The sequence below is a fragment of the Pseudoalteromonas sp. CnMc7-15 genome (assembly GCF_022347925.1).
GTDB classification, from domain to species: domain Bacteria; phylum Pseudomonadota; class Gammaproteobacteria; order Enterobacterales; family Alteromonadaceae; genus Pseudoalteromonas; species Pseudoalteromonas ruthenica.
Window position 1 is genome coordinate 19,903 of sequence record NZ_JAKRFT010000004.1, and the last position, 15,778, is coordinate 35,680.

A 15,778-nucleotide genomic window follows, 5' to 3' on the forward strand; every position below is an offset into this window, starting at 1 on the left:
GATATCCTGATTTGTAGTTATTTGTAGCTACTATAAATGAAAAAAGCGCTCAAAAGTATGAGCGCTTGTAAAAAGATGTGTCTGACGCTACTTCTTGGCTAAAGCATTGGCGTACACATTAAGCCCTTGGCTGAGGTCGGCAATTAAGTCATCGACGTCTTCTAAACCGATATGCAAACGCACTACCGGGCCATACTGCCATGACGTTTCACTGCGCAAAGCCTTCATGCTCAGGTTGGTGGTAATTAGACTCTCAAAGCCACCCCAAGAGAAGCCCATTTTAAAATGGTGTAATGATTCAACTAAAGCATCAAGGGCTTGTTGTGTGCCCTCTTTCATTACAATGGAGAATAACCCATTACTGCCATCAAAATCGCGTTTGAAAAACGCATGGCCCGGACAACTTTCCAGCGCAGGGTGACGAACATGATCCACTAACGGGTGCGACTGTAGCCACTTTGCTACTTGCAATGCACTGCGCTCATGTTGCTGTAACCTCACAGCCATGGTGCGTAGCCCTCGCAAGGCCAAATATGCATCGTCGGCACTGCAACATTGCCCCAAAAGGTATGACTGCTCGCGCAGCACCGGCCAATGCTGCTCATTGGCAACACTGACTCCCATCATCACATCACTGTGACCTACTATGTATTTGGTGGCCGCCTGAATACTAATATCAACACCATGCTCTAAGGGTCGAAAATGCATACCATTGCCGTAGGTGTTATCCAGCATGGTCATAATATTGTGAGCCTTAGCCTCGGCCACCATGGCGGGCACATCTTGGACCTCCATGGTGATTGAGCCGGGGGATTCCATAAATAGCACCTTGGTATTTTCCTGGAAAAGCGTACTAATATCGGCGCCAATTTGCGGGTCATAATAAGTGGTTGTCACCCCTAACCCTGCCAGCACTTTGTCGCAAAAATCCCGGGTAGGTTCATAGGCATTATCCATCATCAGAATATGATCGCCGGCTTTGACAAAAGATAGCAGGCTATTACTGATGGCAGCGGCGCCCGACGGATAAAGGGCACAGCCGGCTCCGCCTTCTAGCTGGGCAATCGCTTGTTGTAGCGCAAAGTGTGTTGTGGTGCCGCGACGGCCGTAAAATAATGCATGGTTTCCGCGATTTTTAGCTGCGTCTTTAAACTCAGCAACGGAATCAAAAACCACGGTAGAGGCGCGCTGTACCACAGGGTTAACAACCCCTTGAGTGAACTTTTTATCTCGCCCAGAGCTTATCAACTGTGTTTGTTTTTTCATTTGTTTTCCTCATTCTGTGCAACCCAAGTATCAATAAGATACCGTGAAATAGAATCGCAGCGGGGAAGTTTGTAGTCAGTGCCCGCATCTCCCCAAGTGCCAAAATGCTTTAGCTCGTCTCTAGAGAACCAACGTGCGTCGCTGAGCTCGTCTTGGTCAATAAAGATATCTGTTGAGCTTGCCTGTGCCATATAGCCTAACATCAGCGAGCTTGGAAAAGGCCATGGCTGTGAGGCAATATAGCGTGGCGATTGCACGGCTATTCCCGCCTCTTCCATCACTTCTCTGGCAACAGCAGCTTCGAGTGTTTCCCCTGGGTCGACAAATCCAGCTAAGGTAGAATAGACGCCCTCAGGCCAGCTTGCTTGACGACCTAATAAACAGCGTTCGATACCATCATTGAACATATGATGCACCAACATAATAACGGCCGGATCGGTACGTGGAAAAGTAAGGTGACGACAGTCGCGGTTGATGCATTTTCGGGCATGACCGGCCTCCGCTTGAATATTTTCATTGCCGCAACGGCCACAAAAGCGGTGGGTCTTATGCCAATGGCACAGCCCTCGCGCAAGTACCAGTATTGCAGCAGCGCCAGGCTCAACTATCGAGCCATAACGGCGGATATCGACAAATTCACCTTCGGCATAAGCACAGTCTTTAGGCAATGTTTCACTCACATCAAGAGCAAAGTAATGCTGGCATTGATGCTCACCTAAATAAATCGCGTTATCGGGGGCGAAGTCTTTTACTTGCTCATAGCTCAAAAACAGTGGGGTTTGATTATCAATACTGAACAGATTACGATCTGTATTTATTAATACATAACGCCCCAGCGGGCGTTTATTTAACAGCCAGTTAGGGTCTTTACGCTCGCTTGAGTGCCTATCCAATGGCAACTGGGTGTATTGCAGCATGGTTTTGCGGTAATTCAGGACAACATGGTTCTACATTATCACAGTTCAGTAAAATCACAGTAATGCGGGTGATAGTGACATCGCTTCTTTTATCGTTACATTAATCATCAAGGGGTTGTGCCTGTTCTCATTAATAAATGCCTCTAACACAGATACAAAAAAAGCCCGAGCTGGGCTTTAATGGTATTTAGCGTGATGTTACTTAGCCGCTAGGCGCGCCAATAACTTCTGATTTTCGGCCTCTATATGCTTGTAGAAATCAACATCGGCAAGCTCACTGGCTGCGGCTTCATCAATAACGATAACGGCATCGCGATGCATCTGCAGTGCCGAAGCTGGGCAAGAGGCAGTTAGCGGCCCTTCTACCGTGGCTTTGATGGCTGCCGCTTTATTTTCACCGGTTGCCAATAACACCACTTTTTTGGCATCAAGTATGGTACCAATACCCATGGTAATGGATAAGTGCGGCTGATATTCATCCTCGCTGAAAAAGCGAGCATTATCATCGATCGTTGCCTTCGTTAGGGTCTTAACACGGGTTCGCGATGTTAGGCCTGACGAGGGTTCATTAAAGCCTATATGGCCATTGCGCCCTATTCCAAGTAACTGAATATCGATGCCACCGGCTGCGAGAATGCGCGCTTCATATTCTTGACATGCAGCAATAGGATCTTGGGCATCGCCCGGCGGTACATGGGTACGCTCTTTGGCAATATCAATGTGGTCGAACAACTGCTCATTCATAAAGAAGCGGTAGCTCTGCGGATGAGAGCCGTCTAAGCCTAAGTATTCATCTAGATTAAAGCTAGTGACTTGTGAAAAGCTGATATCACCCTGTTGATTTTTTTCGATCAAATTTTGATAAAGCGCCACTGGCGTTGAGCCTGTCGCCAGGCCGAGCGTGGAAGCGGGTTGCTTTTTTAGCTGGGCTACAAATAGGTCAGCGCCGTAACGGGCCACCTCTGTAGCATCTTTAAGAATCACGATTTGCATGTTTAGCTCGTTGTTATAGTTGATAAAAATGGGACCTATGACCAAGCGTTCCGTGCAATCTGAACTTGGTCATAGGTCAGAACCTAATCGGGATACTGTAATTAGGTTTACACCATTATGACAACGCTGTCATTATTGGTTATAAAACCTCATTTGTAAAGTAAAAGTGAGCAAAAAATGTCACTTTTTTAGTTATTTATTAAGCATCAACAGGGTTAAACACTGACAAAGATTTTACGTTTATACATCCAGTGTAGGACAAGCAGCTGTACTGTTAACAAGGCGACGACAGCAAATAGAGGTTGCCATGGCTCACTGACAGAGCGCACGACCCCACCAAACACACTATTGGCGATGTAGCCCCAGTTCACTAAGCTTGAAGCAAGGTAAATAATAATTGAATTAGCGCCGATAATTACAAACGGATAAGCGGCTTTACGTTGGCCAAGAATATCAACCACGCCATAGAACACCGCCAATAAAATTGCACTCCAGCCGACAGTAACGAGTACAAACGAGCTGGTCCACAATTCTTTATTCACTGGAAAGACACTGTCCCATCCCCAACCTAGCGCTAAGCTGACTAACCCCGCAGCAAACAGCTGCGCCGCTACTCGCCATTGGCCTTGAGTGGCACCTTGAGCAATTAATTGCCCGGCAAAGACACCTAAAATAGCGTTGGCGGCTGCAGGAATATTTGACAGTAAGCCTTCTGGGTCAAGAGGCCGGTTTTGGTAGGTAATACCAGGTAATAGGTGTTGATCAACCCAGGCATTCCAACTGCCCTCAGGACTCAGCGGCGAGCCGTGGCCGCCGGGTACCGGCAACACCGTCAACCAGAGCCAGTAGCCTAACAAAATTACCACAGCGACAATCGCTTGAGTGCGCAACGAGGTATGCCACACCAGCATCGCCGCGATAAACCAAGCAATAGCTATACGCCCAAGTACACTGGCATAGCGAATTTCGTCAAATGCCATTGGCATTCCTGTGCCCCAGCCGTGATTATAGAGAACTCCTAAGGCACTAAGTAGTAACAGGCGTTTTACTGCTTTGTGATAAAAAGGTTTGCGTTCGGCCAGCGGCAGATGATCAATCCGCTTCGGGGAAAGCCCCATGGCCACACCAGAGAGAAAGATAAATAGCGGGAAAATAAGGTCGTAAAAGGTGAAACCGTGCCATTGCGAATGCACTGTATGCGCTTCAAACGCCTTCCACCCTTGCCAACCTGTTAATACGAACAATGCAGCAAAAATAGATTGCCCGCCTAAAATCCAAAACATGTCCATACCGCGCAGCGCATCTAACGAGGCTAAGCGTTGTTTTTTTTTGCCGGTATCAGGTGTTGTCATAGTTTCTCGCTGTTAGTTTCTGCGCACTGTTACATCACTGTATCCATGCGTACCTCTTCCATGACGGCCTGTTTTATAAGGGGTTCACTGTGCTTAGCGGCTAAGGCGTATGCCGCCTATGTAGGTGGCCTGCACATGTTGGTGCTCATCCAGCGCCACAAAATCAGCATCGAAACCATTTAGGAGACGACCTTTGCACTGTGCTAAGCCCAAGTATTGCGCCGGATAGAGCGATGCCATACGCAGACTCTCAGCTAAGCTGATATCCAATGTATTTACGGTGTTGCGCACAGCACTGGCCATATCCAACACACTGCCAGCTAATTCACCCGTACTGGAATTCAACCGGTCGCCGGTGCGATAGACTTTACGGCCATCGAAAAAATCAAACTCTTCGGCATCGGTGCCCACTGGAGGCATTGCATCGGTAACAAGCATTATCTTGCCGCGCTGCTTGGTGCGAATTGCCAACTTCGCCGAATCCGGGTGCAAGTGATGACCGTCGACAATTAACCCGCACCAACTACTGTCATGCCACAACGCCGCACCGACAACCCCAGGTTCACGTGAGGTAAAGGCAGACATAGCATTAAATAGGTGGGTGAAGCCATCAGCGCCGGCGTCTAGCGCCGACATCGTGGTTTCATAGTCGGCATTGGTGTGGCCCAAAGAGACCTTTACGCCCATGGCAACTAAACGCTTAATATCCGCTGCGCTAACATTTTCTGGCGCTAAGGTAACCATTTTAATACCAAGGTCATCGCGCTCGTAAATCGCAAACTCTTCATCGCTAATGGGACGAATAAACTGCTCGCTGTGCGTGCCTTTTTTTGGCAAACTGAGATGAGGTCCTTCAAAATGGACACCTAAAATACCTGGAGTATTTTTTGCCACCGCTTCAGCCACTGCGTCAGCGGCACGACGCATAATCGCGATGTCGTCTGTGATTAAGGTCGGCATATTGGCCGTTGAGCCAAATTGACCATGTGCTCTCGCTATTTGTGCTAGGCAGTCAACACTTTGTTCAGCATTAAAAAATGCACCGCCACCACCGTTTACTTGTACATCAATAAAGCCGGGGACTACGAGCCCAGAAAGTTCGGTGACAGGGTCGCTGGTGGGTGCATCAATAAATTGCACTTTACCGTTAACACTTTGAAAATAAACATCGTTATGAAAACGCTGCCCGTCAAATAGGCGTTCAGCATGGAAACTTTGACTCATTTAATTGCGACCTTTTGTTCTTCTTCTAACAGCGCATTTTGGGCAAAATAAACAGCGCCCATCTCGGGTGGCTGACGAGGCACTTCAACACGTTTAGCTATATCAGGATCTAACCATTTTTGCATGGGTTCAGACAAGCCGCCAATCATAGATAAACGTGGAGGGTTAATTTCTAATAATCGTTTAGCCAAATTACTGATGTAGCGCGCACCGTCTTTAACTATGGTGAGCGCGACCATATCACCATCATGAGCCGCCTCTATGACCATACGCGCGAGTTTGGCGTAGCTGCTTGAGGGTTGACCCGCCATTTGCTCTGCAACTCCCATTGCTGAGCTGGCATTAAAATGCAATTTAAACATCTCACTCAGGCGAGTTTGCGGACCTAATCCGTCCAAATCTAATAACACCGCCTTGAGTGCTTCAAGACCCAGCCATGCACCGCTGCCTTTGTCACCTTGAGCAAATCCATGACCGCCATAATTCACACTATGACCTTTAACACAGGCAAAGCCACAAGAGCCAGTACCGGTAATAATCACTGCCCCGTCACCGCCCTCATGTGCGCCGATACAGGCAGTATGTAGGTCGGTGGTCAAATACATTTTTTGAAATGGGTGTTCCCACTCACTGATTTTCTCAAATAGACTGGGTAGGTTAACCCCTGCCAAGCCTAAACCAGCCACTAATTGATGCACGCTCTCTAGGCGTAGGCCTGCATCACGCATCGCTTGCTGAGTAGATACCATAATCGACTCTAAAGTGCGTTCAAGACCATGTAATGGATTTGCAGGGCCGCCCAAACCGGTACCTAGTACTCCCCGTTGGGCGGAGTAAATGGTCGCCCGGCATTTGGTTCCCCCACCATCTATGCCTATAAATAATTGCTCTTGACTCGCACTCTTCGCCATCATTGTACGACCTCTAACCTTGTTAATGTATTCGCAAATACGCTTTATCGTTTTTGTAGCGCGTATGCTCTTCCTCAACCCATGTTGAAATTATGTTACACAATTAATGACAGCGTTGTCATTAATTTTTTTAAATTTTCCCTAATTAATTCTATTCACTAGGTTACTACTTTGTTTTTATTGGTCTTTTCTTAATTCTAGCAGGATAGCTAAGACATCAGCATATATGAATTCATTAGTTCCATCAATCGAGAATAATAGAATAAATAATTCCTGCCATCTGACTTACCGCTCAACTTGCATGTGTTTCCTTGCATCAACGGGTTTATGTAACTATATTGAGTTACCTAAGTACATGTAACTTTAATTAGTTACTTAACAGAATGTAACCACTGAGAGTTCCTTTATGCCCCAAACACCTTCTTATTACACTGTGTTAAGCGGTGATCTCGTCGACTCTCGTAAGCTAAGCAGTGACGACTATGACAATGCATTATATAGCCTAGAGCAAGGGCTACGCGCTATCTGTGAACGCTTCGATGGCGACTTTAGCATTTATCGCGGTGATGCCTTCCAGTGTATTCTTAGCCAAAGCCCCACCCCTTTGCTAGCCAGCATTATGCTGCGGTTGTTTTTACGTGCCCGAGCTCTGGACGCACGCATTAGTGAGGCATGGGGCCCGATAGATAACTACCGCAAAGACATAAAAACCGCCACCGGTCCAGCGCTACTCCTCTCGGGGACGGGCTTAGATAATATAAAAAATATGCGTCTTCGCCTTAGTCTACACCAAATAGACATGAGCCCAAGTTTTGTATTGAATATTCGCTTTATAGATAACCTGATCAGTCACACCAGTGCCAAACAAGCACAAGCCTTGTATTTGTACCATTGGTTACGTAATAATGACCATGCAACCATAGCCAAAGAGCTTGAAACTTCAAGAGAAAACGCCACCAAGCTACTTAACGCTGGCAACTACCACCTCGTTGATGAATTTATAGCCGTAGCCGCAAAGGAACATGCTTATGGATGAGCAAATAGCACTTCTATTGGCGCTATTATTAGCGCACTTTATTGCCGATTTTTATTTGCAACCAATGCACTGGGTGCACAATCGCAACACTTACCACTATAAATCAAGCAAATTAGCACTGCATGTGTTAGTTCACGGCGTGCTATCGGCCACCGTGCTTATTGCGTGGGAGCACATTTACGGCTTGGGTGAGTGGCCGGGCGTGTTGCTGGCTACGTTGAGTATTATGCTCAGCCATTGGCTCATTGATGTAGGAAAGTCCTATACTCGAGGCGGTATTATACCCTTTGTGGTTGATCAGTTCGCACACATAATGGTGATCATTTCGCTGTGCCTGTGGCTCAGTGATGCAGATACCCTCACTCAATGGGCGAGTCAGGGGCTGAGTAGACAATCATTATGGGTTACGCTGCTTGCCTATGCATTGGTTTTAAACCCCTGCTCCGTGGCTATTCGCATGTTATTGGAACGCTGGCAGCTACCTTGTAGCCATAATGAGCAACAGCTGCCACAGGCGGGTCATAGTATTGGCGTACTTGAGCGCGTGCTGATGCTCACCTTTGTACTGATTGATGAACTCGCTGGTGTCGGTTTTGTGTTAGCGGCTAAATCGGTGTTTCGCTTTGGCGATTTGACCAATAGCAAAGAAAAGCACCTGACCGAATACGTGATGCTGGGCACCTTATTAAGTGTCACCTTAACATTGGCCATCGGCCTCGCGACCCGCGCTTTGTTAAACACCCTATAATGAAAAAGCCCGCTAATGCGGGCTTTTTCTAATTACTTTACACCAAGCTCTCGTAAGCGCTCTTGTAAGTAGCTATCTGCTGTATAGCGCTCGGAGAGCACCACATCCGGGCGCGGATGCAAAAACAGTGGCAGTGAAATACGTGATTTCGTTGACGCTTTCCCCGTCGGGTTAATAACGCGGTGAATGGTCGACGGGAAGTAATCACCTGATGCTTCTTGCAGCATATCACCAATGTTGATGATCAGATTACCGAAGTCACTTGGCACATCTAACCAACCACCCTCTTTAGTTTGCACCTGTAAGCCAGGCTCGTTCGCTGCAGGTAAAACCGTTAATAGGTTAATATCGCCATGCGCCGCCGCGCGAATAGCACCCGGCTCTTCGTCACCGGTCATTGGCGGATAATGAAGTATACGCAGTAAAGTTTGCTCAGAGTCCTTGATCATGTCTTTAAGATCAATGGAGAAACGTTTTTGTACTTCTTCTGGTGCGTGCGCCTGCACCCAGCTCAATAGCTCGCTAGCAAACTCATTAGCAAGTCGGTAATACTCACGAATTTGCTCTTCTAGTTGTGCCGGGACGCGACCTTTAGGGTAAACGTGGTAATACTCTTTAATGTCTTTAACATTGAAGCCTTTGGCTACTTCACTTACTTCCGGTGGAAAGTATCCGTCTTGTGTAGTCTTATCATATAAAAACTCGTGCTTTTGCTCAGAGTTGAAAAAAGTCTGCCAATTTTCATAAATTGATTCCACTAAAGACTGCGGGATCGGATGGTTCGTCAATACCCCAAAGCCGGTATTGCGAAGAGACTCGACAAATTCAGCAGGAGCGTTGGGCGACTGATAGTCCACTGTAGGTAAGTGCATGGTAAATTTCACCTGTTCGTTGTAGCGCTAAGCACGAAAACATGCTTAATTTTAGCGCCAGAGCTTAGTCAAAGCCACCATAATTCATAAGGACAATTGTCCGCAGAGCCGTCTCAGCGAAGCGGCTATTGACGCAGATCAAAGTAACAGCGCAGCTGACATTGCTTGCCCGGATAGCCAATAAAAAGCCCGGTATCAAACCGGGCTCTAAACTCTTAGTCCTTAACCTGCCAGTTAAGTGTTTCACCGGCGCAGATAGGGATCACTTTGTCATCGGCAAGTGGATAACTTTCGGGCACTTGCCAGGGTTCACGTACCAACGTAATAGTATCGCTGTTACGCGCAAGGCCGTAAAAGTCAGGACCAAAATGACTGGCAAAGCCTTCTAGTTTTTCCATCGCATCGGCTTGCTCAAACGCTTCTGCATATAGCTCTAATGAAGCATGGGCGGTATAGGCGCCGGCGCAGCCACAGGATGCTTCTTTTTTATCTTTTAAATGCGGTGCCGAATCGGTGCCCATAAAGAATTTCGCGCTGCCACTGGTAGCCGCTTCAATCAAGGCTTGTTGATGGGTATTACGCTTAAGAATCGGTAAACAATAGTAATGCGGACGAATTCCACCAGCCAACATATGATTACGGTTATATAGTAGGTGATGAGCCGTGATCGTAGCTGCCACATTGGTTGATGCTGAGCGTACAAACTCCACGGCATCGCGGGTAGTAATGTGCTCGAGCACCACTTTCAATTCAGGGAAATCAGAGACCACTTTTTTCAGTTTGGTTTCGATAAACACTTTTTCACGGTCAAAAATATCGATGCTGGAGTCGGTCACCTCACCATGCACCAAAAGCAGCATGCCGACTTCTTGCATTGCCTCAAGCACAGGATAGATGTTTTCAACATCCGTCACTCCTGAAGCCGAGTTGGTGGTCGCGCCAGCAGGATACAATTTAGCCGCGACAATTTTACCGCTGGCTTTCGCTTTGCGAATTTCTTCAGGCGTGGTGTTATCAGTGAGATAAAGTACCATTAATGGTTCAAATTGCGCGCTAGGACCTGCCGCCATGATCCGTTCACGATAGGCTAATGCCGTCTCGGTACAGGTCGCAGGTGGCACTAGGTTAGGCATAATAATCGCGCGGCCAATATAGCGGCTCGCATCACGCACGGTATCTTTTAGCTGTTCACCATCGCGTAGGTGAATGTGCCAATCGTCAGGACGAGTGAGGGTAATACGTTGCGGGGTACTTGTCATTGCTCTTATCCACTGAAAAATTTGTGTGATCTTAGGGGGGATACAAGGGAAAGTAAAGCAATCTGCGGGGTAATACCTAGGCTGAGCGGGGGTGCCTGGGCCTACCCCGCCACAGTGACCTTAATTTAGTTCAGCTCTTGTCGTAACTCCTTTGCGGCCTCTACCATGTTATAAAGCGCGGCTCGGGTTTCTTGCCATTGCCGCGTTTTCAAACCGCAGTCAGGGTTAACCCATAATCGCTCAACAGGTATTTTCTGTGCAGCTTTGTGGACTAAGGTCTTTATCGACGCAACATCGGGCACATTAGGAGTGTGAATATCATACACACCCGGCCCTATTTCATTGGGGTAATCAAAGTGTTCAAAGGCGTTCAGTAACTCCATATGAGAACGGGACGTTTCAATGGTGATGACATCGGCATCCATATCAGCAATAGCGCCAATAATATCATTGAATTCACTGTAACACATGTGGGTATGAATCTGAGTTTTATCCTCGGCACCGCTTGCAGCGACGCGAAATGCATAAGTCGCCCAATCCAAGTAATCTTGCCAATGACTTGTTTTTAACAGCATGCGCTCACGAAAAGCAGGCTCATCAATTTGAATAATGCCAATGCCCGCATTTTGCAAATCCACAACCTCGTCACGCAGCGCTACCGCGATTTGCTTGGCGATAGTGGGGTTGTCTAAGTCATCACGGACAAAAGACCAAGATAGAATCGTCACTGGCCCAGTTAACATGCCCTTCACTGGTTTTTTTGTAATTGACTGCGCATAGCGGCTCCAATGCACAGTCATTGGTTGCGAACGGGCCACATCACCCCAAATGATCGGTGGCTTCACACAGCGGGAGCCGTAGCTTTGCACCCAGCCAAACTGAGTAAAGGATACGCCCTCAAGCAGTTCACCAAAATACTCGACCATATCGTTACGCTCAGCTTCGCCATGCACCAGTACGTCCAAACCAAGCGCTTGTTGCTCTTCAATGACGTAGCGAATTTCAGCTTCCATTTGCGTGTGATACGCCTGGGAGTCTAAAGTACCATTTTTAAAATCCCGCCGCGCTTGGCGAATAGCTTGGGTCTGCGGAAAAGAGCCGATAGTGGTGGTCGGTAATAGTGGCAGTTGCAAGGCTTGACGCTGGGTCTTAGCCCGCTTAGAAAACGCACTTTGTCGCTGTGCGTCTTGCGCACTGAGCGCCGCAACGCTTTGTTGCACCCTCTTGTTATTCACTCGCGTTGAGCTCTGCCGAGCCTTAACCGCAGCACTGTAGCGATCAATAGCAGTGGTGTCGCTGCTATGCAGTGCATGACGTAACAGTTGCAGCTCTTGACACTTTTGTGTTGCAAAAGCCAACCAGCTTTTTAGTTCACTGTCGAGCTGCTGCTCCTGCTGTAAATCTACCGGAGTGTGAAGCAATGAACATGAAGGGGCTATCCACAACATCTCGCCCCGCTGCTCAGCAATAGGATGTAATTGTGCATGCAACGAGGATAAATCCGCACGCCAAACGTTACGTCCATTAACAACCCCTAAGGACAACACTCGCTCATTGCCTACGGCCTTATCTAAAGCCTGTATATCCACCGTGCTCGCCAGCCAATCAAAATGTACTCCGTCGATGGCGTAATCTTGAATATCATCAAGATGATGGCTGACATCATCAAAGTAAGTGGCCAATAGCAGCTTCACCCCGTGGCCAGATAAACTCGTAAAACTGTCTTTCAAGGCTTGGCGATAAGCATCATCCAATTCCAGGGCGAGAATAGGCTCATCAATTTGCACCCACTGAACCTGTTGCGCTGCAAGTTTGTCCAATATCTGCTGATACACCTCAAGTAACTGAGGTAATAGCGCAAGTTTGTCAAAAGGTTCATCGGCGCATTTGGCTAAGTATAAATAGGTCACCGGGCCGATAAGCACGGGCTTTGGTGTATGGCCTAGTTGCTGTGCTTCACTGACATGGGTAAATAACTCTGAATCAGTCAGCGAAAAGCGCTGCTCGGCGCTGAGCTCCGGCACAATATAATGATAGTTGGTATCGAACCATTTGGTCATTTCACTGGCGGCACAGGCACACCCTGAGGGCGCTCGCCCACGAGCAATACGAAATAAGGTATCGAGGGGGTTGCTATCTGCGCTGTGATGACGCGCTGGCACGGCTCCGACCATCACCGTGGTAGCGAGCACATGGTCATACCATGCAAAATCACCAACGGGGAGCAACTCAACACCGGCCTGTGCTTGCAAAGCCCAATTTTGCTTACGTATCTCAGCCCCTTTTGCTCGCAATGTGGACTGATCGATGGTGCCTGCCCAGTATGCCTCAAGGGCAAATTTAAGCGCCCGCTGCTTGCCGATTCGAGGGAAACCAAGATTATGTATTAATGCCATAACAAAACTCCATTTAGCTATATAGATGGCTAAACATTAGATTTCTCACCCTCACTGTGCAACCGCAGCTTTCTCACCATTAATGTGAATTTTATTCATAGCTAAAAATTATAAGGAAATGCCAAATTAGATGACACCGCTGTCATTTTTATTGCTATAGTGGAATTTATCTATGGTTAGCTTTACGTTTACATTTTATACATTATTTATGGACGTCTAGACTTTGAAATGTCTATTATGATGCAGTAAACTGTATTCACGTTGAGCACCGCTCACAATTTTTATGAGATTTACTAAAGATGATAGATATAAAACACCTCAAGACTATTTCCACCTTGAAAGAGACCGGCTCTTTAGTGAATACCGCACGTGAGCTGTTTTTAACTCAATCTGCACTTTCTCATCAAATCAAAGACTTAGAAAACAAACTCGATTGCCAATTGTTTGAGCGTAAAACCCATCCGGTGCGATTTACTCCACAAGGCATGCTGCTATTAGAGCTTGCGCATGATGTACTACCAAAAGTTGAAGCGGCGAAATGCCGTTTGAAAGAGAGCTTAAATCAGCCAATCTCGCAATTACGCTTGAGCGTCGAGTGCCACGCCTGTTTTCACTGGTTATTACCGACAATTAAAGAATTTAATAACTTTTGGCCCGACATTCATGTGGACTACGAACGTGGTTTTAGTTACGACGCTATCCCTGAGCTGCTTGAGGGCGATTTAGATCTGGTATTAACCTCGGATATACGTGACCCAGAGCGCCTAGAGTACGTGCATTTATTCGATTTTAAGCTCAAGCTGATCGTTGCCCCCGACCATGAGCTGGCTAATAAAGCCTATGTCACGGCGCTGGATTTAAAAGACGAAACCATTATCTCCTACCCTATTCCTCGCGAGCGCCAAGATATTTTCAAACACTTTATCCAAAATGCGCGTTTTGATGGCACCTTGAAAAGCGTGGATCAGGGCTTGCTTATTTTCCAATTAGTGAGCGCCGGCATGGGTGTTGCTGCGCTACCTGATTGGCTTGTTACCCCCTATGAAGCGCAAGGGTTAATAAAATCTATTCCCCTTGGTGCACTAGGTCTTAATCGCCCCATGTACTTGGCCATGAAAAAAGAAATGAAAGATAACCCTGTCTATCGCCACTTCTTGAATACCTGTAAACAAAATAACACGCGTAAATAGCAAAAGCTGGGGCTGATTGATCAATTGGCCCCATTGCACACAGACGCACTGCTCTGACCATTTCAACTGCTCCTTCACTTTAGTCCCTTAAAAAGAACAACTTAGAAATTAACAGGGACAAAGGTAAAAATAAAGTTAACAAACCAACTATCACTCTTGCCTTTTATACACTATAAATCTTGTGTGTTTTTTATACACACCTATCTCGAGTAGGCAGTGTAACTCGAGCCTCAACCGCGCCGTAAAAAAAGGAGAATTTGTATGGCTATTGGCGACGAACTATCGAGTATTGATTTTAAATCTATGATTGGCGGCCCCCTTGATGCTGTGGTACGCGCTCAAGCGCAATCGGCTCAGACCTCGGTAGATTTTATAAAATCTGTCGGCTTTGACGCTGACAGCAATGAACCCACCATGATCACCTTCAGTTATATGAAGGCCGTAGAAACCCGAGATGGCGATGGTAATGTGACCGGCACAGAGCCGAAGAAATTCGACCTTACCGTACCCATCTTAACCATGTTACCTATTCCATTTATTCGCGTTGAAGAGACCACTATTGCTTTTAACGCAAAGATAAACTCAGTGCAGGAGTCCAGTACTTCCTCCTCTCATGAGCTCAATAGTAAGCTCTCGGTGAAAGCGGGCTGGGGTCCAGTATCAGCTAAACTCAGCGCCAGCTACTCGTACAAGAAGTCGAGCTCAAGCTCATCGAAAATTGAGCGTACCTACAGCCTGTCTGTTAATGTTCGTGCTGTTCAAGACGAGCTTCCAGCAGGAACGGAGAAACTGTTAGGCATTTTAGAGAACTCCATCACTGAAGTGGAATCGGCGGCATAACGCCACATTAACTAACATAGGGGGCAAAGCCTTAGGCTGCGCCCCCTTATCCAACTCACCAAGAGGGAAACGCCATGAGTGAATTAAGTGAGGTGCTAGGATCGCTGATGATAAGCTTAGTGCACGCACGCCGCCTTGCCGATGAAGAAACAGCCGCCGTAGCCGAATATTACAAAGATCACCCCTTACTTGAGGGCATGAGTCTACCTCGGGTGCGCGTCCCTGAGCTGACCATAGATATGCCACTGACCATTAATCAGCACATTCCGGCTAAAAATGCCGAATTAGACAGCCCCGCCAATGTTCACAAAGCCTTGATGAGCCACTTTAACCAAGCACTCGATGACGAAGATATTCTCAGTCGTACGAAAAGCTTTCAACACAATTTCGACAGAGAAGCCCGTGCCGCATTGGATAAAGTAACAGAGCGCCAACGTAACGGAGATGTGCGGATCAGCAAAGAGAGTATGGTCAGAGCCGTTGACGAAGCCTTTCAAAAAGCCCTGAAAAAAAGCGGCTCCGATAAAGAAGTACCATTTGAGCGTCTCAGTGCGGTGAATAAGCAGGTGCGTCACAATGTTTCCGCTATCGCCTTAAAATCGCGCTCCACTCCACCTGCGATAAAAACCAGCGTGGTCAGCTCCGAGGTAAAAGAAACCGCCACACCTCAGAACAGCATCCGTCTTAACATTACCATTCGTGAAGAGGGCTTAGAATGGGCCACAGGCCTTGAGAACGGCCAGACCAAGAATAAACTGATGCCGGAGTAACGGC

At 47.2% G+C, this 15,778-nt stretch carries 14 protein-coding genes; 5 read left to right on the forward strand and 9 right to left on the reverse strand.

The genetic code is table 11. The annotated features are described in order from the left end of the window. Window positions 1–87: 87 nt before the first annotated feature. From MHM95_RS10530 to MHM95_RS10555, 6 genes are all read right to left on the reverse strand, one after another. Window positions 88–1,266 (reverse strand): cystathionine beta-lyase, encoded by a 1,179-nt coding sequence (locus MHM95_RS10530; protein ID WP_239385242.1) that lies wholly within the window; start codon window positions 1,264–1,266, stop codon window positions 88–90. Further along, window positions 1,263–2,183 carry an NAD(+) diphosphatase gene (gene nudC / locus MHM95_RS10535; protein WP_239385243.1) on the reverse strand — a complete coding sequence of 307 codons (921 nt, stop codon included), beginning with the start codon at window positions 2,181–2,183 and terminating at the stop codon, window positions 1,263–1,265. Before nudC ends, MHM95_RS10530 begins: the two co-directional genes overlap by 4 nt. A 198-nt stretch (window positions 2,184–2,381) precedes the next feature. Then, window positions 2,382–3,176, reverse strand: coding sequence for a glucosamine-6-phosphate deaminase (gene nagB, locus MHM95_RS10540; protein WP_045978068.1), 795 nt, complete (start codon window positions 3,174–3,176; stop codon window positions 2,382–2,384). Window positions 3,177–3,391: 215 nt separating this feature from the next. Continuing rightward, window positions 3,392–4,528 carry a DUF5009 domain-containing protein gene (locus MHM95_RS10545; protein ID WP_239385244.1) on the reverse strand — a complete coding sequence of 379 codons (1,137 nt, stop codon included), beginning with the start codon at window positions 4,526–4,528 and terminating at the stop codon, window positions 3,392–3,394. 93 nt (window positions 4,529–4,621) lie between these two features. After that, complete coding sequence (gene nagA / locus MHM95_RS10550; protein ID WP_151172921.1) at window positions 4,622–5,752, reverse strand: N-acetylglucosamine-6-phosphate deacetylase; 1,131 nt, start codon at window positions 5,750–5,752, stop codon at window positions 4,622–4,624. After that, the gene (locus tag MHM95_RS10555; protein ID WP_045978071.1) at window positions 5,749–6,666 is read right to left on the reverse strand and encodes a BadF/BadG/BcrA/BcrD ATPase family protein; all 918 of its coding nucleotides are present in this window, start codon (window positions 6,664–6,666) and stop codon (window positions 5,749–5,751) included. Before MHM95_RS10555 ends, nagA begins: the two co-directional genes overlap by 4 nt. 403 nt (window positions 6,667–7,069) lie before the next feature. Here MHM95_RS10555 and MHM95_RS10560 point away from each other — a divergent pair, with 403 nt between their 5' ends. Both MHM95_RS10560 and MHM95_RS10565 read left to right on the forward strand, forming a co-directional pair. Then, window positions 7,070–7,699, forward strand: coding sequence for a hypothetical protein (locus MHM95_RS10560; RefSeq protein WP_022945886.1), 630 nt, complete (start codon window positions 7,070–7,072; stop codon window positions 7,697–7,699). Beyond that, window positions 7,692–8,447, forward strand: coding sequence for a DUF3307 domain-containing protein (locus tag MHM95_RS10565; RefSeq protein ID WP_239385245.1), 756 nt, complete (start codon window positions 7,692–7,694; stop codon window positions 8,445–8,447). Before MHM95_RS10560 ends, MHM95_RS10565 begins: the two co-directional genes overlap by 8 nt. Before the next feature lie 32 nt (window positions 8,448–8,479). On the opposite strand, the gene MHM95_RS10570 is transcribed toward MHM95_RS10565, so the two are convergent. The 3 genes from MHM95_RS10570 to metE all read right to left on the reverse strand — a co-directional run bounded on the left by MHM95_RS10570 (window position 8,480) and on the right by metE (window position 12,974). Continuing rightward, the gene (locus tag MHM95_RS10570) at window positions 8,480–9,319 is read right to left on the reverse strand and encodes a 2OG-Fe(II) oxygenase family protein (RefSeq protein WP_239385246.1); all 840 of its coding nucleotides are present in this window, start codon (window positions 9,317–9,319) and stop codon (window positions 8,480–8,482) included. A 215-nt stretch (window positions 9,320–9,534) separates the two neighbouring features. Beyond that, window positions 9,535–10,578: a dihydroorotase gene (gene pyrC / locus MHM95_RS10575; protein ID WP_235419641.1), complete on the reverse strand. Its 1,044-nt coding sequence runs from the start codon at window positions 10,576–10,578 to the stop codon at window positions 9,535–9,537. A gap of 125 nt (window positions 10,579–10,703) precedes the next feature. Continuing rightward, the gene (gene metE / locus MHM95_RS10580; protein WP_239385247.1) at window positions 10,704–12,974 is read right to left on the reverse strand and encodes a 5-methyltetrahydropteroyltriglutamate--homocysteine S-methyltransferase; all 2,271 of its coding nucleotides are present in this window, start codon (window positions 12,972–12,974) and stop codon (window positions 10,704–10,706) included. A gap of 299 nt (window positions 12,975–13,273) precedes the next feature. Here metE and MHM95_RS10585 point away from each other — a divergent pair, with 299 nt between their 5' ends. The 3 genes from MHM95_RS10585 to MHM95_RS10595 all read left to right on the forward strand — a co-directional run bounded on the left by MHM95_RS10585 (window position 13,274) and on the right by MHM95_RS10595 (window position 15,774). Further along, window positions 13,274–14,164, forward strand: a complete 891-nt coding sequence (locus MHM95_RS10585; protein ID WP_045978077.1) for a LysR family transcriptional regulator — start codon at window positions 13,274–13,276, stop codon at window positions 14,162–14,164. A 261-nt stretch (window positions 14,165–14,425) separates the two neighbouring features. Continuing rightward, the gene (locus MHM95_RS10590) at window positions 14,426–15,004 is read left to right on the forward strand and encodes a DUF2589 domain-containing protein (protein WP_022945880.1); all 579 of its coding nucleotides are present in this window, start codon (window positions 14,426–14,428) and stop codon (window positions 15,002–15,004) included. A gap of 74 nt (window positions 15,005–15,078) precedes the next feature. Then, a complete protein-coding gene (locus MHM95_RS10595; protein WP_022945879.1) occupies window positions 15,079–15,774 on the forward strand; it encodes a hypothetical protein in 696 nt (231 codons plus the stop codon). Window positions 15,775–15,778: the final 4 nt, after the last annotated feature.